This is a genomic window from Microbacterium sp. LWH7-1.2, assembly GCF_038397755.1.
Lineage (GTDB): Bacteria > Actinomycetota > Actinomycetes > Actinomycetales > Microbacteriaceae > Microbacterium.
The window spans coordinates 702864-728145 of record NZ_CP151637.1 but is presented as its reverse complement, the minus strand read 5'-3'; the positions used below and the strand labels follow the sequence as shown (position 1 = coordinate 728145).

At 69.5% G+C, this 25282-nt stretch carries 25 protein-coding genes and 2 tRNA genes; 7 read left to right on the top strand and 20 right to left on the bottom strand.

What is annotated here, in order from left to right:
- Positions 1 to 249, top strand: coding sequence for a hypothetical protein (locus tag MRBLWH7_RS03465; RefSeq protein ID WP_341999168.1), 249 nt, complete (start codon positions 1 to 3; stop codon positions 247 to 249).
- A gap of 11 nt (positions 250 to 260) precedes the next feature.
- Here MRBLWH7_RS03465 and MRBLWH7_RS03460 read toward each other — a convergent pair whose 3' ends face one another.
- From MRBLWH7_RS03460 to MRBLWH7_RS03450, 3 genes are read right to left on the bottom strand one after another with little or no spacing between them, the layout of a single operon-like run.
- Positions 261 to 1625: an MFS transporter gene (locus MRBLWH7_RS03460; protein ID WP_341999166.1), complete on the bottom strand. Its 1365-nt coding sequence runs from the start codon at positions 1623 to 1625 to the stop codon at positions 261 to 263.
- Positions 1622 to 1852: a hypothetical protein gene (locus MRBLWH7_RS03455; RefSeq protein WP_341999164.1), complete on the bottom strand. Its 231-nt coding sequence runs from the start codon at positions 1850 to 1852 to the stop codon at positions 1622 to 1624. Before MRBLWH7_RS03455 ends, MRBLWH7_RS03460 begins: the two co-directional genes overlap by 4 nt.
- Positions 1849 to 2484: a helix-turn-helix domain-containing protein gene (locus MRBLWH7_RS03450; RefSeq protein ID WP_341999162.1), complete on the bottom strand. Its 636-nt coding sequence runs from the start codon at positions 2482 to 2484 to the stop codon at positions 1849 to 1851. The genes MRBLWH7_RS03455 and MRBLWH7_RS03450 overlap by 4 nt, the downstream gene beginning before the upstream one ends.
- A gap of 120 nt (positions 2485 to 2604) precedes the next feature.
- Between MRBLWH7_RS03450 and MRBLWH7_RS03445 the strand changes: the two genes are divergently transcribed.
- Entirely contained in the window at positions 2605 to 4656 is a 2052-nt protein-coding gene (locus tag MRBLWH7_RS03445) for a M3 family metallopeptidase (RefSeq protein ID WP_341999160.1), read from the top strand.
- A 4-nt stretch (positions 4657 to 4660) separates the two neighbouring features.
- Here the strand turns inward: MRBLWH7_RS03445 and MRBLWH7_RS03440 are convergent, their stop codons facing one another.
- The 8 genes from MRBLWH7_RS03440 to MRBLWH7_RS03405 all read right to left on the bottom strand — a co-directional run bounded on the left by MRBLWH7_RS03440 (position 4661) and on the right by MRBLWH7_RS03405 (position 11859).
- Positions 4661 to 5779: an epoxide hydrolase N-terminal domain-containing protein gene (locus MRBLWH7_RS03440; protein WP_341999158.1), complete on the bottom strand. Its 1119-nt coding sequence runs from the start codon at positions 5777 to 5779 to the stop codon at positions 4661 to 4663.
- Positions 5780 to 5788: 9 nt separating this feature from the next.
- Positions 5789 to 6775: a serine hydrolase domain-containing protein gene (locus MRBLWH7_RS03435; protein ID WP_341999156.1), complete on the bottom strand. Its 987-nt coding sequence runs from the start codon at positions 6773 to 6775 to the stop codon at positions 5789 to 5791.
- A 32-nt stretch (positions 6776 to 6807) separates the two neighbouring features.
- Positions 6808 to 8076 carry an ATP-dependent Clp protease ATP-binding subunit ClpX gene (clpX, locus tag MRBLWH7_RS03430; RefSeq protein WP_116193219.1) on the bottom strand — a complete coding sequence of 423 codons (1269 nt, stop codon included), beginning with the start codon at positions 8074 to 8076 and terminating at the stop codon, positions 6808 to 6810.
- 201 nt (positions 8077 to 8277) lie between these two features.
- The gene (locus tag MRBLWH7_RS03425) at positions 8278 to 8949 is read right to left on the bottom strand and encodes an ATP-dependent Clp protease proteolytic subunit (RefSeq protein ID WP_310291089.1); all 672 of its coding nucleotides are present in this window, start codon (positions 8947 to 8949) and stop codon (positions 8278 to 8280) included.
- A 29-nt stretch (positions 8950 to 8978) separates the two neighbouring features.
- Complete coding sequence (locus MRBLWH7_RS03420; RefSeq protein ID WP_341999149.1) at positions 8979 to 9569, bottom strand: ATP-dependent Clp protease proteolytic subunit; 591 nt, start codon at positions 9567 to 9569, stop codon at positions 8979 to 8981.
- A gap of 167 nt (positions 9570 to 9736) precedes the next feature.
- Positions 9737 to 11251, bottom strand: coding sequence for a trigger factor (tig, locus tag MRBLWH7_RS03415; protein ID WP_341999147.1), 1515 nt, complete (start codon positions 11249 to 11251; stop codon positions 9737 to 9739).
- Positions 11252 to 11330: 79 nt separating this feature from the next.
- A tRNA-Pro gene (locus MRBLWH7_RS03410) sits at positions 11331 to 11404 on the bottom strand.
- Between the two features lie 77 nt (positions 11405 to 11481).
- Entirely contained in the window at positions 11482 to 11859 is a 378-nt protein-coding gene (locus MRBLWH7_RS03405; RefSeq protein WP_341999145.1) for a nuclear transport factor 2 family protein, read from the bottom strand.
- 99 nt (positions 11860 to 11958) lie between these two features.
- Here MRBLWH7_RS03405 and MRBLWH7_RS03400 point away from each other — a divergent pair.
- The 3 genes from MRBLWH7_RS03400 (at position 11959) to MRBLWH7_RS03390 (ending at position 14182) form a co-directional block, all read left to right on the top strand.
- Positions 11959 to 12032, top strand: a tRNA-Gly gene (locus MRBLWH7_RS03400).
- Between the two features lie 83 nt (positions 12033 to 12115).
- Positions 12116 to 13144, top strand: a complete 1029-nt coding sequence (locus MRBLWH7_RS03395) for a beta-propeller fold lactonase family protein (RefSeq protein WP_341999143.1) — start codon at positions 12116 to 12118, stop codon at positions 13142 to 13144.
- Positions 13145 to 13276: 132 nt separating this feature from the next.
- Positions 13277 to 14182, top strand: coding sequence for an alpha/beta fold hydrolase (locus MRBLWH7_RS03390; protein WP_341999141.1), 906 nt, complete (start codon positions 13277 to 13279; stop codon positions 14180 to 14182).
- 17 nt (positions 14183 to 14199) lie between these two features.
- Here MRBLWH7_RS03390 and MRBLWH7_RS03385 read toward each other — a convergent pair whose 3' ends face one another.
- The gene (locus tag MRBLWH7_RS03385; RefSeq protein WP_341999139.1) at positions 14200 to 14739 is read right to left on the bottom strand and encodes a gamma carbonic anhydrase family protein; all 540 of its coding nucleotides are present in this window, start codon (positions 14737 to 14739) and stop codon (positions 14200 to 14202) included.
- Positions 14736 to 16883, bottom strand: a complete 2148-nt coding sequence (locus tag MRBLWH7_RS03380) for an acyltransferase family protein (RefSeq protein WP_341999138.1) — start codon at positions 16881 to 16883, stop codon at positions 14736 to 14738. The genes MRBLWH7_RS03385 and MRBLWH7_RS03380 overlap by 4 nt, the downstream gene beginning before the upstream one ends.
- A gap of 168 nt (positions 16884 to 17051) precedes the next feature.
- Here MRBLWH7_RS03380 and MRBLWH7_RS03375 point away from each other — a divergent pair, with 168 nt between their 5' ends.
- On the top strand, positions 17052 to 17534 hold the full coding sequence (locus MRBLWH7_RS03375) for a DNA starvation/stationary phase protection protein (protein ID WP_341999137.1): 483 nt from the start codon (positions 17052 to 17054) through the stop codon (positions 17532 to 17534).
- A 50-nt stretch (positions 17535 to 17584) separates the two neighbouring features.
- Here the strand turns inward: MRBLWH7_RS03375 and MRBLWH7_RS03370 are convergent, their stop codons facing one another.
- The 7 genes from MRBLWH7_RS03370 to MRBLWH7_RS03340 form a co-directional block, all read right to left on the bottom strand.
- Positions 17585 to 18253, bottom strand: a complete 669-nt coding sequence (locus MRBLWH7_RS03370) for a response regulator transcription factor (protein ID WP_341999135.1) — start codon at positions 18251 to 18253, stop codon at positions 17585 to 17587.
- Between the two features lie 20 nt (positions 18254 to 18273).
- The gene (locus MRBLWH7_RS03365) at positions 18274 to 19680 is read right to left on the bottom strand and encodes a sensor domain-containing protein (protein WP_341999133.1); all 1407 of its coding nucleotides are present in this window, start codon (positions 19678 to 19680) and stop codon (positions 18274 to 18276) included.
- Positions 19681 to 19790: 110 nt separating this feature from the next.
- Positions 19791 to 21296 carry an amidohydrolase family protein gene (locus MRBLWH7_RS03360; protein WP_341999131.1) on the bottom strand — a complete coding sequence of 502 codons (1506 nt, stop codon included), beginning with the start codon at positions 21294 to 21296 and terminating at the stop codon, positions 19791 to 19793.
- Complete coding sequence (locus MRBLWH7_RS03355) at positions 21293 to 21949, bottom strand: FMN-binding negative transcriptional regulator (protein WP_341999129.1); 657 nt, start codon at positions 21947 to 21949, stop codon at positions 21293 to 21295. The genes MRBLWH7_RS03360 and MRBLWH7_RS03355 overlap by 4 nt, the downstream gene beginning before the upstream one ends.
- A gap of 41 nt (positions 21950 to 21990) precedes the next feature.
- Positions 21991 to 22989, bottom strand: coding sequence for a DNA-formamidopyrimidine glycosylase family protein (locus MRBLWH7_RS03350; protein WP_341999127.1), 999 nt, complete (start codon positions 22987 to 22989; stop codon positions 21991 to 21993).
- Positions 22990 to 22992: 3 nt separating this feature from the next.
- Complete coding sequence (locus tag MRBLWH7_RS03345) at positions 22993 to 23538, bottom strand: ribose-5-phosphate isomerase (protein WP_341999125.1); 546 nt, start codon at positions 23536 to 23538, stop codon at positions 22993 to 22995.
- A gap of 85 nt (positions 23539 to 23623) precedes the next feature.
- Positions 23624 to 24823 (bottom strand): ferrochelatase, encoded by a 1200-nt coding sequence (locus MRBLWH7_RS03340; protein WP_341999123.1) that lies wholly within the window; start codon positions 24821 to 24823, stop codon positions 23624 to 23626.
- A 54-nt stretch (positions 24824 to 24877) separates the two neighbouring features.
- Between MRBLWH7_RS03340 and MRBLWH7_RS03335 the strand changes: the two genes are divergently transcribed.
- Positions 24878 to 25240 carry a metalloregulator ArsR/SmtB family transcription factor gene (locus MRBLWH7_RS03335; protein WP_341999121.1) on the top strand — a complete coding sequence of 121 codons (363 nt, stop codon included), beginning with the start codon at positions 24878 to 24880 and terminating at the stop codon, positions 25238 to 25240.
- Positions 25241 to 25282: the final 42 nt, after the last annotated feature.

Here is a 25282-nt window from a genome sequence, read left to right as displayed (position 1 = left end):
ATGCAGCTCGGAACACGCTGGACCTCGGGCGACGAACCGCCGAAGGCCGTCCCGGCAGCGCTGGTGCGCGGCATCCGTTCCGTCGACGAGACGATCCCGGGCGACCAGTTGGGTCAGCCGCGTCCGCGCTGGACGCTCACGTGGCTCGAGGGCAAGCCCATCGCGGAGCTCGACACGGGCGTGATCGTGTCGCTGGACGCCGACGGCGAAGCCGTCGTCCGGCACGATCCGGACGACGGCTTCGGGTAGGCCTCCGCGACTCATTCCTCCGGTGCGTCGTGCTGCGACGCCGAGAGGAGCAGCCGAACGGCGAAGAGGGTCGCGACGATTGTGACCCCCGCTGCGATGAGGAACGGCAGCCGCAGGTCGATGCGGGCGACCCACCCGCCGAGGAGCGTCGCGAACGGGAAGATGCCCCACGTGAACGTGCGGCTGATGCCCAGCACGCGGCCGAACAGGTGGCCGGGCACGATCGTCTGGCGCAGCGCACCCCAGGGCACGTTCCACACCGACACGGCGGCCGCCATGAGGCCGTAGGCGATCGTCCCAGTGATCGCCTCGGGTGCCGCCCAGACGGCAGCGAGGCTGAGCGCTGCAACGACGTTGGCGCCCAGCATGACAGCGCCACGGCCGAACTTCGCAACGAGCGAGGAGGCGACGAGCGAGCCGCCGAGTCCGCCGAGCCCGATCCCGGCGGTGACCACGCCGATCGCAGCCGCCGGAACGTGCTGCACGTCGAGGAAGTACAAGAACACGGGTGCCTGGGCGAACGCGAACGCCGAGCCGACGATGGACGTGAAGATCACCATCGAGCGCAGGAACCGGTGGTTCCACAGGTAAGCGAAGGCGTCGCGGGCCGAGACGTTCGGGCGGGCTGCCGTGGCGGCACCCGTCCCGACACTCTTCTCGGAAGCCTCCTCGGAAGCTGCCAGCGGGTCGCCCGCCGCCACCGCCGCGTCGGCTCGCACCGACGCGGCGGGCGCACCGTGCAGTGGACGAGCGGCGGACAGGGGAAGCATCACCGCGAGCACGATGGGGATCAGGTAGCCCGCCGCGCCCACCCAGAGCGGGAGCGCGAGCGAGATCGCGAACAGCACGCCGCCGATCGGCGAAGAGATGAAGCTGTCGATCGTGATCTGCGCAGCCTGCAGCCAGCCGTTGGCGCGGTCGAGGGCGGGGCGCTTCACCACGCTCGGCACGATCGCATTGGTCGCGTTGTCGAACAGCGTCTCGCCCAGGCCGAACACCAGCACGCCGGCGAACAGCCACCAGATGTCGAGCGCCCCCGCGACGGTGAGGACGGCGAGCCCGACAGCGGCAAGGCCGCGGATGCCGTTCGCGATCGCCATGATCCATCGTCGGTCGAAGCGGTCGACGATCATGCCCGCGGGCAGGCCGAAGACGAGCCACGGGAGGAACGCCAGCGCCCCGATCGCCGAGATGGCCAGCGGATCACGGGTGAGGGTGGTGGCGATGAGCGGAACTGCCACTCGCCCGAGGCCGTCGGCCAGGTTGCTGAAGGCGGCCGCCGTCCACAGCTTGCCGAAATCGCGGCCGAGCGGGACCCTGCCTTCCCGCCCGGCCGGCGATCCGGTCCGCTCCGCCGTGTCGACGCTCTCGCTCATCGCGGAAGCAACCCCATCGCCGCGCGCGCCTCGGCTTCGCGCCGCGCAACGCTCGCGGCGGCCTGTACGGCCAGCGCGCGACGCTCCTGGGCGTCGTCTCGCTTCTCGACACGTGCGACGACGTACGCGTCGAGAGCGGATGCTGCGCGCAGCAGCGCGCGGTCGAATCGGGTGGCGGATGCCCGGAACCCACGTGCTGCCAGTTCGTCTGCCGTGATGGCGGTCATGACTGTCCTCCAAGTTGCGGGAGCGGGAACAGGTCGGCCCGGATGGTGACGGGCCGGACGTCCTCTCCGGTCTGATTGCGGTAGTTGTCGACGGTCTCGTCGATGAGCGCCATGATCTTCAGCGCCAGTTCCTTGCTCTGCTCCGGCGTGAGGCGGGCGGTCGCGGTGGAGATCAGCGTCCCTTCCTGCCACATCTCGTCCTCGCCGCCGATCCCCCTGTTGACGAAGTCGAGCAGCTGGTCGTTGCGGTTGCGCAGGAACTCGTTCATCACGACCTGCGTCGCCGCGCGGCCCGCGGGCGTCGTCATCGCGTCGGGGTTCGCGAACGACACGCCCCCGACCGGACGCTCCCACCAGCGCTCGCGGCCGGTGCCGCGATCCTCGGCCTCCCGGATGAGGTCCTGCTTGGCGAGGGCGCGAAGGTGGTAGCTCGTCGATCCACTGGACTCCTCCAGTCGCTCGGCGAGCGAACTCGCCGTCTGCGGACCGTACTGGCTGAGGATGTCGTAGATCTTCACGCGAAGCGGGTGCGCAAGCGCCCTGAGGGCGCCCGAGTCCAGGACGCGGTCCTGGTTGTGGCGCTGCTCGGTGCGGGCGGCGTCTTGCCCCCGCGGAGTCTCGTTCTCAGCCATGACCCCAGATTAGCGATGCAAAGCATTCTTTGCAAGGGCTTCTTTGCAATCAGTTGTTTGCAAGCTGGTCTTTGCAAAAGACTCTCGGCATGGGCCGACAGCGTGACTAGGCTGGACGCCATGCCGCACGACAACCCGCTTCTGTCCCCCAGCACGCTGCCGTACGGGCTGCCCGACTACGCAGCCATTCGCCCCGAGCACTATCTGCCGGCGTTCGAGCAGGCCTTCGCCGCCCACACCGCCGAGGTTTCCGCGATCACGCGCGCCCGATCGATGCCCACGTTCGAGAACACGCTGGTGCCGCTGGAGGAGAGCGGACGAGTGCTCGGTGACATCGCGCGGACCTTCTACACGGTGTCCTCGGCAGACGCGACGGCCGAGATCCAGGAGATCGAGGAGCAGCTCGCGCCGCTCATGGCGGCGCACCAGGACTCGATCCAGCTGGACTCCGCCCTGTTCTGGCGCATCAAGACGATCCACGATCAGCTCGACGAACTCGACCTGACCCCCGAGCAGCGCTACCTCGTCGAGCGCCACCACACCGAGATGGCCCACGCCGGTGCGGGCCTCGACGATGAGTCGAAGAAGCGGCTCACCGAGCTCAACCAGCGGCTTTCGACCCTCACGACGCAGTTCGAGAAGAATCTGCTCGCCGACACCAACGACCTGGCGATCGTCTTCGACGACGCCGCCGAGCTCGACGGCCTCTCCGAGGGCGAGCTCTCCGCGGCGGCGCAGGCCGCGGCGGATCGAGGACTGGAGGGCAAGTGGGTCGTGACCCTCACCCTCTTCACCGGCCACCCCTACCTGGCGAGCCTCACCGATCGGCATTCGCGTGCGCGCCTGCTCGCGGCATCCCGCTCCCGCGGCTCCCGAGGCAACGACCACGACAACCGCGCGACCCTGCTCGAGATCGTGCGTCTGCGCGCAGAGCGCGCCGCCCTGCTCGGCTACGACTCGCACGCCGCGTACATCACGTCGGACGAGACCGCCGGCTCTCCCGCGGCAGTCCACGACCTGCTGCGCCAGCTCGCCGCACCGGCGGCGCGGAATGCGCGACGCGAGCAGGCGAAGCTGCAGGCCATCATCGACGCCGGCCCCGCGCCGTTCGCCCTCGAAGCACACGACTGGGCGTTCTACACCGAGAAGGTTCGCGCCGCCGAGTACGACCTCGACCGCGCGGCGCTGCGGCCCTGGTTCGAGGCGGAGCGGGTGCTCAAGGACGGCGTGTTCCGCGCCGCGACCGACCTGTACGGCATCACCTTCACCGAGCGCACGGACCTCGGCGGCTACCACCCCGACACGCGCATCTTCGAGGTCCGCAACGCAGACGGTTCGACACTCGGGCTGTACATCCTCGACCTCTACACGCGCGACACGAAGCGCGGCGGCGCGTGGATGAACTCGATCGTGCTGCAGTCGCGCCTGCGCGGCACCCAGCCGATCGTGGTCAACAACCTCAATGTGCCGAAGCCGGCCGAGGGGCGCCCGACGCTGCTCAGCCTCGACGAGGTCACCACTCTGTTCCACGAGTTCGGCCACGCCCTGCATGGCCTCTTCGCGACCGTCACGTACCCGCACTTCGCGGGCACCAACGTCTACCGCGACTTCGTCGAGTTCCCGAGCCAGGTCAACGAGATGTGGATCTACTGGCCGGAGATCCTCGCGTCGTATGCCCGCCACATCGACACCGGCGAGCCGCTGCCCGCCGAGATCGTCGAGAAGCTCCACGCGTCGGAGGCGTTCAACCAGGGCTTCGCGACCAGCGAGTACCTCGCGGCAGCGTGGCTCGACCAGGCGTGGCACTCCCTCTCGGTGGCCGGCGCCGCGGCGGACATCGACGTCGCCGACTTCGAGGCGGCCGCCCTCGCCGACATCGGCCTCGACAACCCGGCCGTGCCGACCCGGTACTCGTCGACGTACTTCGCCCACGTGTTCTCGGGCGGCTACAGCGCCGGCTACTACTCGTACATCTGGAGCGAGGTGCTCGACGCCGACACGGTGGAGTGGTTCCGCGAGAACGGCGGCCTGCGTCGCGAGAATGGCGACCGCTTCCGCGGACGACTGCTCGGGGTGGGTGGATCGAAGGACCCGCTCGAGGCCTACCGCGACTTCCGCGGGCGGGACGCCGAGATCGAGCCGCTCCTCGCACGCCGCGGCCTCGCGGACTAGCCCGTCACACCAGGTCGAGCTCACGCGCGAACGCGCGCACCCGCTCGGCCATGACGGCGGGCACTTCGGCGATCGCGAAGTGCCCGCCCTCGTCGAGCCGCTCGAACACGCGCAGGTCGCGGTAGAAGCGTCGAGCCAGGGATTCGGGGTAGTCGCCTTCGTGGCGCTGAATATGGACGGATGCCGGGATCACGACGGGCGGCATCTCATCCGGCTGGTCGGCCCCTTCGTAGTACGGGCGGAACGACGTGCCGATGCTCTCGGTCGTCCAGTAGATCATCGCTTCGGTCAGGATGCGCTCCCGAGAGATCCTGCCCTCGACGGCGCTGGGGTCTCCCGCGGGCGTGTCACTCCACTCCACGAGCTTCTCAGCCAGCCAGGCGAGCAGACCCGCCGGCGAATCGTTCAGCGCGGCCGCAAGCGTGTCGGGGCGCGTTGCCTGTACATGCCCGTACGCACCGTTGGCACCGCCCCACTGCTCGAGCCTCGTGAAGAAGGCGACCTCGTCGGTGGCGGTGAGCCCGGGACGCTCCGCCATAGACGGGAAATGCGAGTGGGTGACCACGACTCCCGCGACGGTCTCCGGATGTGTTCCCGCGATCAGATCGTTGACGTTCGCGGAGACGTCCTCCCCGTACGTGAGGTAGGAGGTGTACCCGAGCACCTCGGTCATCAGCGAATGCATCGTCTCGGCCAGCCGCGTCTCGGTCATCGGGCCGTCGGTGTACGCGGTCGAGTACGCGAAGCCCGGGAAGCTCGGCACGACGACGTGGAAGTCGGGCAGCAGATCCGCGAAGTCGAGCTGCAGGGCGAAGGTGTGCGGCCAGCCGTGCATCACCAGGAGCGCGGGGGCGTCGTCGCGCGCAGACCGAAGATGCGCGAAGTGGATCGTGGTGTCGCCGATGTCTGCGAGGAACTGCGCGTGCCCGTTCAGCCACGCCTCGCGGGCTCGCCAGTCCCAGTGGCGCCATGCCTCGACGAGGTCGTCGAGGTAGTCGGCGGTCATGCCGGAAGGCGGTCGCCGAGGCGAATCCGGGAGGGGTCGGAACCGGTTGAGGCGCGCCCGCAGATCCGCGAGGTCGGCTTCGGACACGTGGATCTGGAACGGACGGAGGCTGGGCATGCGCCGAAACTACTCGGCGGGTACGACACCGTCCGCGGTGACCGCGCGCATCAACTCGCGGACGCGCGCGAATGTCGGCACCTCGACGTTCGCGAGACCGGTGACGGTGGTCGCGGTCGGCGGGTGATGCCGACTCACGGCCACGACGCCGTGGTCGCCGCCCGCGATGATGAGATCTTCGGCGTCGAGCCACACCCCTCGGCCGTAGCCGAGTCCGTCACCGGCGTCGGCCGTGACCCTCTCGGTGAGCAGCGCGACGAGCGACGGATGCACGATGCGCCCCGCCAGGAGCGCCTGCCAGAAGCGGTGGAGGTCGCGCGCCGTGGAGTGCGCTCCCCCGTCCCCCGACCCGACCACCGGGAGCTCGAAGACGTTGGTTCGGCCGTCCTGCTTGTAGCCGGTAGCCGTCCCCGCCGGCAGCAGGTCGGAGCGCGGGAAGCCCGACGCTTCCATGTCGGCCGGTTCGAACACCCGCGTGCGTACGAGGTCGGCGAACGGCTCACCCGCGACCCTTTCAGCGATGATCGCCAGCACGACGTAGCCGCCGTTGCAGTAGGAGAATCGCTGACCGGCGCGGAACTTCGTCGGGAAGCCCTCGAGCATCGGCAGGTATGCGGGCGTGGAGTCCAACCGCTGCACGGGGACGCTCAACGGGGCCAACGCGTCGACCTCTTCGTCGAGATAGTCCCCGATGCCGGAGGTGTGTGTCAGCAGGTGGTCGACGGTGACATCGTCGGCGATGAGCGGCAGGTCGTCGTGGAGGATCTCTCTCGCGCGGGTGTCCTGATGCAGCAAGCCGTCGCCGATGAGGGAGAGCGTGGTGAGCGCAGTGAAGGTCTTCGTGCCGCTGGCGAGTCCGAAGCGCGTCCGGGGTGTGTTCGGCGCACCCGCGGTGCGGTCTGCGAACCCGACCGCCCACTCTCCGAGCACCTCATCGCCGCGCCGCGCGCTGACGACACCCGAGAAGCCCTCGAGGTCCGGTACGACGTCGGCCATGTGGAATCCCGCGGTGGGAGTGGGGACCCTGGTCAGGCGCTCTTGCGCTTCTCCCGCAGCACGAGCGTCGGCGGAGCGCCTTCGTCGACGGCCGCGCGGGTGACGATGACCTTGTCGACGTCGTCCGTCGAGGGGATCTCGAACATGATCGGACCGAGGACGTCCTCGAGGATCGCTCGGAGGCCGCGCGCACCGGTCTTGCGCGCCACCGCCAGGTCGGCGATCGCCTCGAGCGCCTCGCGGTCGAACTCGAGCGTCACACCGTCGAGCTCGAACATGCGGTGGTACTGCTTCACCAGAGCGTTCTTCGGCTCGGTGAGGATCTCCATGAGCGCCTCGCGGTCGAGCGGCGAGACCGAGGCGACGACCGGCAGACGGCCGATGAACTCCGGGATCAGGCCGAACTTGTGCAGGTCTTCGGGCTGCACGTCGCCGAAGAGGTTGAGGTCCTCGTCCTTGCGGTGCAGCGAGGCGCCGAAGCCGACGCCGTGCTTGCCGACGCGGGAGGAGATGATGTCCTCCAGCCCGGCGAACGCGCCGGCCACGATGAACAGCACGTTCGTCGTGTCGATCTGGATGAACTCCTGATGGGGATGCTTGCGGCCGCCCTGCGGGGGAACCGAGGCGACGGTGCCTTCCAGGATCTTCAGCAAAGCCTGCTGGACGCCCTCGCCCGAGACGTCGCGCGTGATCGACGGGTTCTCCGCCTTGCGCGCGATCTTGTCGACCTCGTCGATGTAGATGATGCCGGTCTCTGCGCGCTTCGTGTCGAAGTCGGCGGCCTGCAGCAGCTTGAGGAGGATGTTCTCCACGTCTTCACCGACATAGCCGGCCTCGGTGAGGGCGGTGGCGTCCGCGACGGCGAACGGCACGTTGAGGCGTTTTGCGAGGGTCTGCGCGAGATAGGTCTTGCCGCAGCCTGTCGGGCCGAGGAGGAGGATGTTGCTCTTGGCGATCTCGATCTCGTCGGCTCGCTGCTCGGCCGACTGGATCGTGCCGTGGGCGCGCACGCGCTTGTAGTGGTTGTACACGGCGACGGAGAGCGCGCGCTTGGCGTCGGTCTGCCCGACGACGTACTCCTCGAGGAACGCGAAGATCTCGCGGGGCTTCGGCAGGTCGAAGTCGGCGACGACGCCGGACGACGACTCCGCCATGCGCTCTTCGATGATCTCGTTGCACAGCTCGACGCACTCGTCGCAGATGTACACGCCGGGCCCGGCGATCAACTGCTGGACCTGCTTCTGACTCTTGCCGCAGAAGGAGCACTTGAACAAGTCGGCGCTCTCACCGATGCGTGCCATGCCGCTCCTCCTCGTACGTCGGGGGCGAGCCCCCCAGCTGTTCTCCGAGCCTAATAGCTGGGGCCGACATGCGGCGGCATTGCGACGCACGTTGTGGACGACCCGCGGTTCGCGGAGAGAGAACCCGCCCCGCACGCCGGCGCCCCGCCACCCGGCTGGCCGGGGGCGGGGCGCTGGTCTGTCCGCAGTCGTGCGGACAGACTACTTCGTCAGGGCCTGCTGACCGCGCTTGCGCGTGGTGAGCACCTGGTCGACGAGGCCGTACGTGACCGCCTCCTCAGCGGAGAGGATCTTGTCTCGGTCGATGTCCTTGTTGACCTCTGCCTGCGTCTTGTTCGAGTGCTTCGCGAGCGTCTCCTCGAGCCAGGTTCGCATGCGCAGGATCTCGGCCGCCTGGATCTCGATGTCCGACGCCTGACCGTGGCCGGCCTCGCCGACGGCGGGCTGGTGGATCAGGATGCGCGCGTTCGGAAGCGCCAGGCGCTTGCCGGGCGCGCCGGCTGCCAGCAGCACGGCGGCCGCCGACGCGGCCTGGCCGAGCACCACGGTCTGGATCTGCGGCGACACGTACTGCATGGTGTCGTAGATCGCCGTCATCGCCGTGAATGAGCCGCCGGGCGAGTTGATGTACATGATGATGTCGCGGTCGGGGTCCTGCGACTCGAGCACGAGCAACTGGGCCATGACGTCATCCGCCGAGGCATCGTCGACCTGGACGCCCAGGAAGATGACGCGGTCCTCGAACAGCTTGTTGTACGGGTCCTGGCGCTTGTAGCCGTACGCGGTGCGCTCCTCGAACTGCGGCAGGATGTAGCGGCTTCCGGGCATCTGGAGCGCCTGAGGCGCCGCTGCTCCGAAGGTGGGGGTCTGCATTCCGGGTTCTCTCTCTTTCGCCTTCGGTCTCAGCTGTCGGAGGCGGTGCCGCCGCCGCCGATGACGTCCGTCGCGGACTCGCGGATGTGGTCGACGAAGCCGTACTCGAGCGCCTCCTCGGCGCCGAACCAGCGGTCCCGGTCGCCGTCGGCGTTGATCTGCTCGACACTCTTGCCCGTCTGCTTGGCCGTGATCTCGGCCAGACGCTTCTTCATGTCGAGGATGAGCTGCGCCTGCGTCTGGATGTCGCTCGCGGTGCCGCCGAACCCGCCGTGGGGCTGGTGCAGGAGCACGCGGGCGTTGGGCGTGATGTAGCGCTTGCCCTTCGTGCCCGCCGTCAGCAGGAGCTGGCCCATCGAGGCGGCCATGCCGATTCCGACCGTGACGATGTCGTTGGGGACGAACTGCATGGTGTCGTAGATCGCCATGCCGGCCGTGATCGAGCCACCGGGCGAGTTGATGTAGAGGTAGATGTCCTTCTCGGAGTCCTCGGCGGCGAGAAGCAGGATCTTCGCGCAGATCTCGTTGGCGTTGTCGTCACGCACCTCCGACCCCAGCCAGATGATGCGGTCCTTCAGCAGCCGGTCGAAGACGCTGGTCGCGACAAGTGGTTCGGCCATGTGTACTCCTGTTTCCTTGGGTCGCCATCGAATCTACCGGCGCCCCGCGAACGACCCGCCCGTGTTCGCCCTGGGCAGAGCGCACACATGAGAGAAGAGGACGGATGCCGCGGCATCCGTCCTCTTCTCTCAATCGGTCACTGCGCGAGTGCCGGCCGTGACGGGCGTCACTCGGCGTCGGCCGCCTTCTTTGCCGGAGCCTTCTTGGCTGCCGGCTTCTTGGCGGGAGCCTTCTTCGCGGCGGCCTCGTCTTCGGCGGCAGCCTTCTTCGCGGCGGGCTTGCGCGCGGGGGCCTTCTTGGCGGGCTTCTCGGCCGCCGCGGCCTCCTCGGCCTCGATCACGGCGTCGGCGTCGGCCGCTGCATCCGCGATCTCCTCCGCCTCCTGGACGACCTCTTCCTCGTCCTCGGTGGCCACGAAGCCGCTGAGGTCGACGGGCTTGCCGTTGGTGTCGACGACGTTGACCTTGCCGAGCGCGACGGCGAGGGCCTTGTTGCGCGCGACCTCGCCGATCATGGCGGGGAGCTGGTTGCCCTCCTGCAGCGCGTTCACGAAGTCCTGCGGGGCCATGCCGTACTGGGCGGCCGACTGGACGAGGTACTGCGTGAGCTCGTCCTGCGAGACCTGCACATTGACCGTCTCGGCGATCTTGTCCAGCAGCATCTGGGTCTTGAACTGCTTCTCGCTGGCCTCGGCCACTTCGGCGCGGTGGACGTCGTCCTCGAGACGGCCTTCACCCTCGAGGTGGTTGTGCACCTCGTCCTCGATGAGCTGCGGCGGGACGGGGATCTCGACCTGCTCGAGCAGCGTCTCGATCAGCTTGTCGCGCGCGGCGGAGCCCTGGGTGAAGGCGCCCTGCTGGCCGACCCGCTCCTTGAGGCTGTCGCGCAGCTCCGCGATGGTGTCGAACTCGCTCGCGATCTGAGCGAAGTCATCGTCGGCCTCGGGGAGCTCGCGCTCCTTGACGGCCTTGACGGTCACCGAGACCTCGGCCTCCTCGCCGGCGTGGTCACCGCCGACGAGCTTCGAGCGGAAGGTGGTGTCCTCGCCGGCGGTGAGCGAGTCGATGGCCTCGTCGATGCCCTCGAGGAGCTCGCCCGAGCCGACCTCGTACGAGACGCCCTCCGCACGATCGATCTCGGCGCCGTCGATGGCGGCCACGAGGTCGAGCTCGACGAAGTCGCCGTTGGCCGCGGGACGGTCGACCGTCACGAGCGTGCCGAAGCGGCCGCGCAGGCGGTCCAGCTCCTCGTCGATCGCGGCCTCGTCGACCTCGACGGCGTCGACCTCGACGGTCGTGCCCTCGAAGGACGGCAGGTCGAACTCGGGCCGGACGTCGACCTCGACGGTGACCTCGAGGTCACCTGAGAAGTCCTTCTCGTTCGGCCACTCGGTGACCTCGGCCGACGGGCGGCCGAGCACACGCAGCTCGTGAGCGGCTGCGGCCTCGCGGTAGAACGTGTCGAGGCCCTCGCTGACGGCGTGCTCGAGCACCGCGACACGGCCGATGCGCTGGTCGATGATCGGCGCGGGCACCTTGCCCTTGCGGAAGCCGGGGATCTGCACGTCCTGCGCGATGTGCTCGTACGCGTGCTTGATCGACGGCTTGAGCTCGTCGGGGCTGACCGTGATGTGCAGCTTCACCCGGGTCGGGCTGAGCTTCTCGACGGTGCTGTTCACCATGCCTGTACTTCTCCTCTTTCGGACCGCGCGAGGCCGCGGCGGTTGAAGGTCTGGGTTCGGAATTCCGATGGCCGTGATGTCGGGGCGACAGGATTTGAACCTGCGGCCTCCCGCTCCCAAAGCGGGCGCTCTACCAAGCTGAGCTACGCCCCGGGCGGGTTCGCACGCGTGCGTGCGCCTTTCGGCCCCGAGAAGTCTAGCCGACCTGCCCGAGACGTTCCTGCGCCGAGCTATATCCGCTCGACCCAGCCCGCGCGCCAGTCGGGCGCCGGGAACGGCTTCGTCCAATACGCGGTCTCTTTGGAGATGAGTCCGTCGCGCAGCTCGAACACGAACACGGTCTGGTAGGGATCGCCGTCGCCGTAGTCGAGGTCAGCCTCCAGCACCCACAGGTCTCCATCACCCGTGAGACGCCGCGGCGAGATCGCAGGAAGCTGCGGGAACGCTCCGTAGATCGCGCGCCGGTTGTCGGCGCCGACGATGCGCTCCCCCGACTGCGGCCACTCGATGACGGCGTCGTCGCGGAAGACGTCGTCCATGCCGGCCACCTCGCCCGCATTCAGCGTGGCGACCAGCGCCTCCACGACCTGCCTGCCCGTGCGTTCCATCGCCGGCTCCTTCGCTCGGCCGCGCGTCCGGACCGCGGGTCGGAACGGGAAGACCTTCGCGATGTAATACGATTGGTCGGTACCCGTCCGCGGGCGCACGGGGATGTAGCTCAATGGTAGAGCCTCAGTCTTCCAAACTGATGGTGCGGGTTCGATTCCCGTCATCCCCTCCATACGAGAAAGCCCCGACGAATCGGGGCTTTCTTCATGTCCAGGAGCCGCCGCGCCGCCCCGCCGCCGCGCCTACGATCGAAGGGTGACCGAATCGCTTCTCGTACTCGTGGCCAATGCCGGCGATGGCAGCATCAGCACCTTCCGGCTCTCGGACGGATCCCTCGAACGGCTCGCGGTGACGGAAGGACTCGACGGATGCTCCACGTTCGTGGTGGACGCGGGGCGCGACCTCGTCTACGCCGGCGTCAAGGGTGAGCCCGCCGCGATCGTCACGCTCCGGCTCGATCGCGAGACGGGGCGGCTTTCGCCGGTCTCGCGCGCAGATCTGGTCGGAGGCGGCATGAACTATCTCGCGCTCACGCGCGACGGTTCAGGTCTGCTCGGCGCGTCGTACGGCGGCGGGTACGGGATCATCGCGCCGGTGACCGACGGAGCCGTCGGCGAGCCCGTGTCGCGGATCGAGTTTCCCAACCTGCACTCGGTGCTGCCGAGCGCCGACGGCCGGTTCGCGTATTTCGTCTCGCTCGGCGCCGACCTGGTGGGGCAGTACGCCATCGGCGACGATCTCTCGCTGGAACCGCTCGAGCCGGCGACGGTCGCCGCGCCGGAAGGCAGCGGCCCCAGGCATCTCGTGCTCAACGACGCCCAGGACGCGGTGTACGTCCTGACGGAGTTCTCGGGCGAAGTGCTGCGCTACGCCCGCGACACCTCCGACGGAACCCTGGAGCTCGTGGGCGCAGCATCCGTGTTCGATCCGTCGAAGGGACTCACGCACAGCCGATTCGGCGCGGATCCGCGCGCCGAGCACCTCATCTGGGGTGCGGACGTGCACTTCGGCGCGGGTGGCCGGTGGCTGTGGGCCACCGAGCGCACGGAGAGCACGCTGGGTGCGGCATCCGTGTCGGCCGATGGGTCGGTGTCGGCGGCGACGAGCTTCACGGTGACAGAGACGCAGCCGCGCGGATTCGCGATCAGCCCGGACGGCGCATACCTCGTCGCGGCGGGTGAGCGGTCGAGCGATGTCGCCCTCTACGCGGTGGACGAGGATCGGCTCGAGCTGCTGCAGCGGGTCGAGACGGGCGGCGGGGCGAACTGGGTGCGGTTCGTCTGAGACGAGTGCCGCCTCCCGACGGCGAATTTCGTTCAGATCGCGCGATGTTCTGCCGCGTGCCCCACTGTTCGCGGGTCGCACTGTCGCGGCAGACTGAGTGTGGAACAGTTCCATGCCCTGCAGGAGCCCGCGATGAGCAGCAGTAAGCCCACCCCTGAGCCGGGCGAGCGCAAGGTCCCTCGCCGGCCCGCGTCGACGCTCGCCGAGAAGTGGACGCGCATCGACGGCGTCGACGTCTTCTATCGGGAGTCGCCGAACCCGACGAAGGACGAGCGCGTCATGGCGCACGTGCACGGATTCGGGCTCTCCGGTCGTTACCTCCTGCCGACGGCCGAGCGACTCGCGGACGAGTTCCACACCTATGTGCCCGACCTTCCCGGCTTCGGGCGCAGCGGCAAGCGCAGAGACATGCTCGACATTCCCGACCTCGCGCGCGCCGCGGTCGACTTCTTCGACGACCGCGGCGTCGAGAAGGCGACGCTCGTCGGCAACTCGATGGGCTGCCCGGTCATCATCGAGTTCGCGCACCGCTACCCGGAGCGCATCGACCGCGCGGTGCTGGTATCCCCCGCGGGCGGCCTGTTCAACCAGCCGCTGCGCCGCGCCATCAAGCAGCTCTCGCAGGACGCGCCACGCGAGCCCGTCAAGATGGCACGCGTCGCCGTGCCCGACTACGTGCGCTTCGGCGTGCCGAGCACGATGCGCATGTTCCGCTCCCTCACGCAGTACCCGTCACTGCAGCGACTGCTCGAGATGCGCATCCCCACGCTCGTGGTGCTCGGCCAGCGCGACCCGCTGCTCCCCCACGCGCACCGCGTCGATGAGATCGCCAGCCAGACCGACAGCCATGTGCTGGTCGTCATGCTGGAGGGCGCCGCCCACGCGATCAACTTCAGCCATCCGGGGCAGCTGGCCCACGTCATCCGTCACTTCATGGACGACCTGCCGATCGAGAACGACCCGGCGTGGCCAGGCCACGTGCGTCTGTACGAGGTGCACCGTGGCAAGCATCACCCTCCGGCGCAGCCGCGGAGCTGAGGCCACCGAACGGCGGCTCAGCCGAGGGGCGCTGCGTCGCGATGCTCGCCGATGTGCGCGAGGTAGTGCTCGGCGTTGCGCAGCAGTCCGGCGCGTTCCTCATCGGTGAGCTCGCGGCGCACCTTCGCGGGCACGCCGGCGACCAGGGAGCCGTCCGGGATCTCGGACCCCTCGAGCACTACCGCGCCGCCGGCGACGAGGCATCCGGATCCGATCTTCGCGCCGTTGAGCACGACGGCGCCCATGCCGATGAGCGAGCCGTCGCCGATCGTGCAGCCGTGCACGACGGCGTTGTGCCCGACCGAGACGTTCTCGCCGATGACGACGGGCCGGCCCGCGTCGACGTGGACGGAGACGTTGTCCTGCAGGTTGCTGTTCGCCCCGACCGTGATGGTGTCGCCGTCGGCGCGGAGCACCGCGTTGTACCAGACGCTGGCGCCGGGGCCGAGGGTCACTCCCCCGACGACGCGCGCGCCGGCCGCGACGAACGACGTGGGGTCGAGCGAGGGCGTCCTGCCCGCCGCGGTGAGGACCGATGCTCCGGGTGCGACTGTCATGAGGCGACTCTATTGGCCAGCGCCACCTCGATGGCTTCGGTGTACCACGGGGCCAGCGTGTCGGCGAAGGTGACCGTCAGGTGGTCCTGGTCGCGATAGATGTTCGCCCCGCCCACGACCGGCGCGCACGTCTCGGTGCCGCAGAACACGTCGGTGAAATCGAGCAGAGTGACCGAATCGAGACCGGATGCTGCGGCCCGCAGCGGATCGTCCTCCACGAGCACGTCCGACCGGGCGCCGTCGCACTCCGAGACGTCGCGCGTGCGCAGGCACTTGTTCGGATCCGTCTCCCACACCGGGTTGTCGACCACGGTGATGACGGGGATGCCGCGCTCCGTGACCGTGCTCCACGCATCACGGTAGCCGGCCACGGCCGCGTCGTACGAGGAGTCGTACCCGGCGGACGAGTACGGCGTGGTCGCGATCGCCGCCGTGAACACGGCGTCGAGGTCGGCGTCGTCGATGGCGTTCTGCACGCGGCCGCGCCATTCGGTGCAGGCGGCGCCGAAGGCCCCCGGCGTCGACAGCGGCGTGGTGTTCCAGGGGCATGCGCCCTTGAACCAGGTCACCAGCTGCCAGCCGTTCTCGTCGGCCATGCGCTGGAACGTCGACAGTAGCTGGTAGGCGTGGCTGTCGCCGATGAGCGCGATGCGGGGAGCGTCGGGGTCATCCGAGCCGAAGGTGCACGAGACGGGTCGCGAATCGGTGAGCTGCACGAAGCAGTCCGGGTTCTCGGGCCGGTCGATGCCGGCGAAGCCGGGGGCAGGCAGGATCGTATCGCCGAAGTCGGCGCCGGCGCAGGCGGAGTCGAGCACGGATGCCGCGCCGAAGCACTCCGGCGGGTTCTGCTGCAGCTCGGCGATGTCGCGCGTGCCCTGGTTGTACAACGGCGCGTTGACGAACCACGCGGAGGCCGCGACGAGGCCCACCACGACCATCGCCGCGAGCGACGACCACAGCGTCACGCGGGCGGGGCGCGAGGTGAGCACCTTCCAGCCACGGGCCGGGTCCTCCACGAACCGCTTCGTGAGCCACGCGAGCACGAAGCAGAGCACCAGGAGCGCTACGCGATGGTAGATCGTGAGGCCCCAGAACGGCACCGAGGGCGCGATGACGATCAGCGGCCAGTGCCAGAGATAGAGCGAGTACGAGATGTCTCCGACGAACTGCGCCGGACGGATCGCGAGGATGCGCGTCGGGTACCACCAGCGTGCGGTGTTCGACGCAGCGATGACCGCGGCCGCGCCCAAGGTCGGCAGCGCCGCCATGTGACCGGGGAACGGCGTCTGACCGTCGAACGTGAAGGCGACGTAGAGGAGCAGCAGGATGCCGCCCCAGCCGAGCACGAAGCTGCCGATCGCGTTGCGTACGCGCAGCATCGGCACCAACGCGATGAGCGCTCCCACTCCGAACTGCCACATTCGGCCGAATGTGACGAAGTAGGCGGGTGCCGGATTCGTGATCGTGAAGACGACGCAGAACACGAAGGAGACCACGGTCACGGTGCCGAGGGCCGTGATGATCGCGCGCCGGCGCGCGCCGCGGAAGAACTTCACGCCGATCCACGCGGCCAGCAGCATGATGAGGGGCCACATCACGTAGAACTGCTCTTCCAGCGACAACGACCAGTAGTGCTGCACCGTGGTGGGCGAACCGGAGTGGTTGAGGTAGTCGGCGGAATTGAGGGCCAGGTACCAGTTCTCGACGTAGAACGTCGACGCCAGGATCTCGCGCACCTCGTTCGGCAATGCCGACGTGGGCATGAGGTAGGGCGACATCACGACGAGCGCGCAGAAGAGCAGGACGAGAAGGGATGCGGGGAGCAGGCGTCGTGCGCGGCGCGCCCAGAACTGACCGAGCCGCACCGTGCCGGTCGCTGTGAGCTCGCGCATCAGGTGCGCCGTGATGAGGAAGCCCGAGATCACGAAGAAGATGTCGACGCCGATGTAGCCGCCGGTGAGCCGGCCGGGCCAGAAGTGGTAAAGCACGACGCACAGGACGGCGATCGCGCGCAGGCCCTGCACGTGCGGGATGAAGCGCGAGGGCTCGGCGTGTTCGGGCGAGCGATCGCGGGGCTCCCGGGTCACGGTCGTGGCGGGAGCGCCCAGATGCTGCGGTCCGAGGTCGTGATCGGCGGAAGGCACGAATCGACGTTAGCCGCTGTCGCACGACGCGCCCGCACCGACGGCGCGGATTCCCCGGTTTAGCCCAGCCTTCTCTTGCTTGCGGAATGACTTCTCGTGAGTAGCGTTGCAGTCACCGGAGGAAGACCGCTGAGCTGAGCGACCCTCCGAACGATGGAGGCCAGAGACATGACGAACACCCAGACCACCCCCGCAACCGCAGCGAACCCCGACGTCGCCGCCGCGACGGCGCAGTTCCTCACCCCCGTTGTCCTGGGCCTGCAGGCCCTGGCCGTGAACGGAAAGCAGGCGCACTGGAACGTGCGCGGCGCGAACTTCATCGCCATCCACGAACTGCTGGACTCGGTGGTGCTCCACGCACAGGCCGGCGCCGACCAGGCCGCCGAGCGCATCGTGGCCCTCGGTCTCCCGATCGACGCCCGCGTCGGAACGGTCGCGCAGAAGACCTCTACGGCGGTCCCTGCGGGCTTCACCCAGTGGGACGCGCTGATCCGCAACGTGATCTCCGACATGGACACCGTCATCGCCGACACGCAGGCCGCGATCGACGGGCTCGACGAGTTCGACCTCACGAGCCAGGACATCGCGATCGGCATCAAGGAGTCGCTCGAGAAGGACCGCTGGTTCCTCTTCGCGCACCTCGCCGAGTGATCGCAACGGCGTGACGAAGGCCTCCGGGATCCCCGGAGGCCTTCGTCACGTCATGGATGCTGCAGAAAGGCGAGCGCCGCCAGGACCCTGCGGTGCTCGGTGCCGGACTCCTCGAGACCGAGCTTCGCGAAGATGGCGCTGATGTTCTTCTCCACCGCTCCGACGCCGATGAACAGCCGTTGCGCGATGCTCGCGTTGCTGCGTCCCTCCGCCATGAGGGTGAGCACGTCGCGTTCGCGCGGCGTGAGCGTGGAGAGCGGATCGGGTCGCGCTGAGAGCAGTCCCTGCACGACGAGCGGATCGAGCACCGTCCCACGCTCGCGGACACGGCGCACGGCATCCGTGAATTCATCCAGGGACGTGACGCGGTCCTTCAGGAGGTAGCCGACGCCACCCTCGCCGCCCGCGAGAAGCTCCTTCGCGTAGACGCCCTCGACGTACTGGCTGAGCACGAGGATGCCGACGGCGGGAAGCGCGGCGCGCACCGCCAGGGCCGCGCGGATGCCCTCGTCGCGGAAGCCCGGGGGCAGGCGGACGTCGAGGATCGCGACGTCCGCCCGCGCCTCGCGAACGCGGCCCACCACATCCTCGGCGTCGCCCCAGGCGCCCGCCGTCGTGTACCCGGCCTCGTCGAACAGCCGGACGAGCCCCTCCCGCAGCAGGACCGAGTCCTCGAACAGGACGACGCGCAGCGGTGCGGAGTCGGACGATGCGGCCATCCCCTCAGGATAGGCACGCGTCATGGCGCGACCGTGAGAGGGATATGGGCGCCGACCGACGTCGGCCCGCCGACCGGGCTCGTCACGACCAGCACGCCGCGGAGCCCGGCGACCCGTTCGCGCAGGCCCTCGAGCCCGTGGCCCGACGTGATGGCCGCGCCGCCGCGGCCGTTGTCCACGACCCAGACGTCGAGGTGCGTCGGAGTCCCGGCTGCGCTTCGTCGCAACGAGGCGCGAAGGGTCACCCCGGTGGCTCCGGAGTGCTTGACCGCGTTCGTCATCAGCTCGGCGACGACGAAGTAGACGGTGCGCGCCGCCTCCTGACTGACGGCGAGGTCGATCGAGGGGTCGACGTCGACCTGCACCCACAGCGGCGATGCGGTCGCGACGGCGCCCAGGGCGGCAGCAAGCCCGCGGTCCTGCAGGAGCGGCGGTGCGACGCCGCTGGACAGCGCCCGCAGCTCATCCAGCGCCGCCTTCGCGTGACCTCGTGCCTCCCGCGCGAGGTCGGCGGCAGCATCCGTGTCTCCCGACTCGGCGCGCCGCTCCAGCGCGGCGAGGTCCATCTGCAGCCGCACCAGGCGCTGCTGCGGGCCGTCGTGGATGTCGCGCTCGAGGCGACGCAGTGCGAGGTCCTCGGCGTGCACCGCGGCGCCGCGCGCCGCGGCTTCGGCGCGGACCTCGGCGGCGAGCTCGTCCGACTGCCACCGGCCGAGCATGCCCTTCGCGATCGCGTGGTGGCCGCGCGCAAGGCCGCCGAGCACCCACGGCATCGTGAAGGTGAAGACGATGCCGGCGATGAGATAGAGCGCGACCTCGACTGCCCAGCTCGACCAGCCGCCGAAGAGCCACGGCATGAAGTCTGCGACGTAGTGCCCCCACTCCCCACCCGAGCCGTCGGCGTTCCAGCTGCGCGGGAGGAAGAGGCCCCAGAACCAGTACGTGAGACCGCCGAGGCCGGCGCTCAGCCATACGACCGTGAGGGTGAACGAGATGGTGCTGATGATCGGGTTCACGATCATGCCGTGCACGAGATACAGCCAATAGTGCGCGTTGCGGATCGGGCGGGTCAGCGTCATCCAGAAGCCCGTCGCCTCCGGCCTGTCGCGATTCCACTCCGGCTCGGGGATCTCGGGCTGTGCGGTCAGCAGGAGGAGGAACCTGTCGGCGATGCCGAAGCCCCGCGCGATCAGCAGCGTCAGCACGATGAGCGGCAGCCCGATCACGAGGATCAGCAGCCCGACGCCCGTCCAGAACAGGGAGGCGAGCAGGCTCACCGAGACCATCGCGAGTACGAACACCGCGAGCAGGTACAACGCACTGCCGGGGGTGCGGACCCACGCCTGCCCGTAGGACGCCCAGAACCCCGAGACGGGGCGGGAAGCGACGGGTTGGAGCGGAGCCGGCTCAGTGGTGGCGGCGGTCATCGATGTCTCCCTCGGAACTCATGTTCCCAGCTTCGCGACGCCGACGACGGGGCGGCATCCGATGTGCTCCCAGACCGATACGGGGGAAGACCCCCGCATGGGCCCGCGGCTCAGTCCACGTGGGTGAGGCGTCCCGCCAGCAGCGTCGCAGCCACCTTCATCCTGCGCAGCGTCGGCTCGCCGACGGCGAGGGGGTCGTGCTCGCAGACCGCGAGGTCGGCGGCGTCACCGGGATCGATGCGCGCGGGCTCGGCGGAGCCGCCGCGCGTCGAGGCGGCCAGCGCCGTCGCGGCGTCGACGCGCTGCGCCGGCTGCCACGGCTCGCGGCCCTCGCGTGTGCGGAACACAGCGGCCGCCATCGCTGCCCACGGATCGAGCGGCGAGACGGGCGCATCGGAGCCGAAGAGCAGGTTCGCACCCGTATCGGCGAGAGCCCGCAGCGGATACGGCTGCGCGGTCTGACCCGCCCATACGCTGTCGGTCAGTTCGCGGTCGTCGAGGGCGTGCTCGGGCTGGACGCTCGCGCCGACCCCCAGCCGCGCGAACCGCGGGATGTCGGCATGGGCGACGAGCTGCGCGTGCTCGATGGTGCCCCAGGCGCCCGTCGCGGCGAAGGCGTCCAGTGCGTGCGAGTTCGCGACGTCGCCGATCGCGTGGATCGCCGACGCGATGCCCGCGGCCGTGGCTCGCGTCATGAGCTCGACGAGCGTCGCGAGGTCGACCGTGATCATGCCGTGGTTGTGCGGATCGTCCGGGTATGCGTGGGAGCACGCGGCGGTGCGGGTGCCGAGCGAGCCATCGGTGATCACCTTGAGCGGGCCGACGCGGACGAGATCGGATGCTGCGCCCCTGGCCGCGTCCCCCGTCTGGAGTCCGTCGGCGATGGCCCGCTCGAGGAACTGGGGGTAGATCCCGAAGGAGACCCGCAGCGCGTCGAACCCGGTGGCGAGCCGCCGCGCCCACGCGTCCTCGTTCCACGACATGTCGAGATCGACGAGTCCGACGACGCCGCGGGACGCCGCATCCTGCGCCATGCGCGTCACGAGCGGATCGGACACCGACGCGTCGACGGCGTTGAGGCGGCGCGAGATCTCGAACGCCGGCTCCTCGCGGAGGAAGCCGGACCCCTCCGGCTCGAACCCCTCGCGGCGCAGGGCCGCCGAGTTCAGCCACACGCTGTGCACGTCGGCGTTGATGAGGTAGGTCGGAATCTCGCCCGTCACCGCATCCAGGAGCGCGAGGTCGGGCGTGTCGGCCCAGAAGGCGTCGCGGAAGCCGGTGCCCACGCGGCGTCCGTCGGGAAGGGTCTCGGCCGCGGCCATGAGCGCCGCCGCGTGTGCGGCGGTCGCCGCCCCTCCGAGGGCGACCCGCTGGGCGGAGAGCGCCCATTGCACGGTGTGGACGTGGTGGTCCCAGAGACCGGGGATGACCCAGCCGCCGTCGGCGTCGAGCACGTGCCCGTGACGTGGCAGGGCCCCCGCGGGCGCGATGTCGACCACGAGCCCTTCGGCGAGGTGCACGTCGACCGGGTCCGCGCCGAACGGATCGGTGCGGTCGGAGCCGGTCAGATGCGCGTTCGCGATGACGTCTATGGCTTCGCCGCGCGCGGCCGTCATCGGGCCGCCTTCCGGGTCTCGAGATCGCGGCGCATCTCGGCCGCCAGCCGCGGATCGGCGTACGGGCTCGCGCCGGACTCGAGTTCCACGATGACGGTCTCGACCGTCTCGTCGGGCTTGTTCTGGCTCAGCTTGCGCTTGCCGACGACCTTGGTCGGCGTGAGCCGGAAGCCGACCGTGCCCTGCTCCAGCCTGCGCACGTACTCCGGATCGTTCGGCGGCTCCCACATGAGGCGCGGCTGCGGCAGGCCGCTCTCGAAGCGCGTGACGAGGCGCTCGAGCACCCGGAGGTTCTCCTCCGGGCTCAGCAGCTCAGGGACGCCGGTCAGGTGCGCCGACACGAAGTTCCACGTCGGCACGCTGGGCACGTCGCCGTACCACCCCGGCGAGATGTATCCGTGCGGGCCCTGAACCACCACCAGCAGCTCACGCTCTCCGAGACCGTGGATGAGGTCGTCGGGCTTGCCGACGTGGCCCACGATCGTGAGAGCGTCGTGATCCCCGTCGTCGACGTCGCCGTCCAGCAGCACGGCGTAGTGCGAGGCGACCAGCCCGGTGTCGGTCGACGAGACGATCGTGACCCACGGATTCTGTTCGATGAGCCGGCGGATCTCGCCGGCATCCGACATCGCGAAGCTCGGGTTCTGACGCATGCGCCCAGCCTATTCGCGGGGTCGGGCCCCCGGCGTCACAGTCAGGCCTGGCAGAACGGGCACCAGTAGAGCTTCCGCCCCGCGGCCTCCTCGACCACGATCGCGGTGCCGCACACCCGGCACGGGAGACCCGCGCGGTGGTAGACCCAGTGGCGGTCGTCGCGACTCGCCATCGCCGCACGATACGCCTCGGGGTCGAGGTCGTCCATCGTCATCATCTGGCCGGTTTCGACGCCGATCGCCAGGAGCCGCACCCAGTCCCGCCAGATGTCGCGGACGACCTCCTCGGGGACGTCGCGCCCCGGCGTGTGCGGGTTCTGGCGCGCCCGGAACAGCAGCTCGGCGCGATACACGTTGCCGATGCCGCTCACCACGTTCTGGTCCATGAGCAGCAGGCCGATGGAGGTCGGCTTGCGCCGCACGACCGACGTGAACCGCTCCTCCCCCTCCGCGATGTCGTCGACCAGCGGGTCCGGTCCGAGCTTCGAGATGGTCGCAGCAACCTCTTCCGGCGTCTGCAGCTCGCAGGCCGTCGGCCCGCGCAGATCGGCGCACGTCACCTCCGTGAGCAGGCGGAGCCGCACCTGACCGACCACGGGCGGCGGCCACTCGTCCCCCTCGTCGGCGAGCCCGGTGGTCTGCTCCGACATGCGCACGTGGACGCGCGTGCGGCGCGGGGCTCCGATCGAGGTCAGCGAGTTCTCGCCGGCCGTGTCGAGGATCGGGTCATCGAGGTCCGTGCCCCGCTGGTTCGTCTGGCCCATGCGCCCGTTGGCCGACGCGATGGTCGGATCCACGAGGATCTCGCCCGCGAAGTCCCACGCACCGTACATGCCGAGGTGCACGCGCAGCCACAGGTCGTCGTCGAACTCGAGGAACATCTGCTTGCCGACGGCCCGTACCGACGTCGCGGTGCGCCCGCTCAGGATCTCGGAGCCCTCGACGAAGCGTCCCTGCGGGCTCGACGCCGCGACGGAGCGGCCGACGAAGTTGCGGTCGAACTGGCGGGCGATGCGATGGACGGAATGCCCCTCCGGCACTGCTCAGCCGGCTTCGGGATCGAACGAGCTGTCGTCGGCGGCGAGGACGTCGGGCTGCCCGGCGACAGCTCGCGGGTCGGGCTCGAGCGTGCCGTCCTCCTCATACGCGGCGAGCTGGGCGATGCGGCGCGCGTGGCGCTCCTCGCCTGAGAAGGGCGTCGCGATGAAGCGGTCGATGAAGCTCGCGGCCTCTTCGAACGTGTGCTGGCGTGCGCCGATCGCGATGACGTTCGCGTCGTTGTGCTCGCGAGCGAGCTCCGCCGTGGCGATGCTCCACGCGAGTGCGGCGCGGACGCCCACGACCTTGTTCGCGGCGATCTGCTCGCCGTTGCCCGAGCCGCCGAAGACGACGCCGAGCGCCTCGATGCCGGCGGCCTGGTCGCGCACGACAGCCTCGGCCGCGCGGATGCAGAACGCCGGGTAGTCGTCGAGCGGGTCGTACTCGATCGGGCCGTGGTCGACGACCTCGTGGCCGGCGGCCGCGAGATGGTGCTGCAGCTGCGTCGAGAACTCGAGGCCGGCGTGGTCGGTCGCGATGTGGATGCGCATGGGCTCAATCCTAGAGAGAGGGGGTGGACGAAGGACGACGGATGCTGCGCCCTGCGGCGACCGTCGGATCAGGCGGGTGGCGGGCTCAGGGGGCGATGCCGGCGGCGGCCGGCTTGAAGCCTGCGCGCACGTTCTCGCAGCAGGCGGGGCGGCAGACGTCGAACCAGGGTCCGAGGTCGGTGGCGTGGGGCCGCTCGCCCGCCGGCGTGCCGTCCAGGCGCTCTTCGACGAGGTCGACGAGTCCCGACACGAAGACCGGGTCGACGCCGGGCGTCGGCGTGCGCACCGCGCGGATGCCCACCTCGGCGGCGGCCTCCATCGCCTCGGTGTCGAGGTCCCACAGGACCTCCATGTGGTCGCTCATGAAGCCGACCGGCACGATCGCGACGGCCTTCACGCCGGCGCCCGGAAGCTCCGCGATGACATCGTTGATGTCGGGCTCGAGCCACGGCTGGCTGGGCGGGCCGGAACGCGACTGGTAGACGAGGTCCCACGCGACGCGGTCGGCGCCGGCGATCTCCGCGGCGACGGTCGCCATGACGACCTCGGCGACGGCCATGTGCTGTGCAGCGTACGCGCCGCCCTCGCCCAATGCGCGGTGCAGCTCGTCGCCCTCGCGCGGACCGGAGCGCTCAGCATCCGCCGTCGGGATGCTGTGTGTCGAGAACAGCACCCGCACGCCCTCGGGGGCGATGCCGTCGGCGAGGAACCCGGCCACGGCATCGCGCACCCCGTCGACGAAGGGCTGCACGAAGCCCGGATGGTCGAAGAACTGCCGCACCTTGTCGATCGTCACAGTGCCGGCGAGTCCGGTCTCGGTGAGAACACGGGCGAAGTCCTCGCGGTACTGACGGCAGCTCGAGAATGACGAATAGGCGCTGGTCGCGAGCGCCAGCAGGTTCGTGTGACCGGCGGCTGCGGCATCCGTCACCGCCTCCCCGAGGTACGGTGCCCAGTTGCGGTTGCCCCAGTACACGGGCAGACCGATGCCCCGGTGCGCGAGCTCGGCCTCCAGAGCCGCTTTGAGTGCGCGGTTCTGTGCGTTGATCGGGCTCACGCCGCCGAAGTGACGATAGTGGTGCGCGACCTCTTCGAGGCGCTCGTCGGGGATCCCGCGGCCGCGCGTGACGTTGCGGAGGAACGGGATGACGTCGTCCTGGCCCTCTGGCCCGCCGAAGCCCGCGAGGAGGATGCCGTCGTACGCGACGGGCTCGTCGACGTACGGTGCGCCGGGAGCGGCGGCGGTAGAGGCGAACGGGACGACGTGCTGCTCGGGGGAGGTCACCCCTCCATCCTGACACCGCGTCGCCGCCGGAACCCGCGATATGATGATTTCATCATGCCACTAACACGAGCTCAGCGACCGCTGTACGAAGTCAAGGCCGGCCTCTTCAAGGGGCTGTCGCATCCGTTCCGGATCCGCATCCTGGAGCTGCTCTCGGCCGCCGACGAGCTGAGCGTCGCCGAGCTCCAGACGGAGACCGGCCTGGAGGCATCCCACCTCTCCCAGCACCTCGCCGTGCTGCGCCGGCACCGCCTGGTGGCCTCTGAGCGGCGCGCGAGCCATGTGTACTACCGGCTCGCCGACGCCAAGGTGGCCGAACTGCTCGCCGTTGCGCGCGCGCTGCTGCTCGGCGTCCTGTCGTCCGATCGCGACCTTCTCGCCGGCGCTGACTCGCTTCCGGCGCTGCCCCCGCGATGAGCGGGAGGGATGCCGCCGCGCGGGCGAGCCGGACCCGGCGTG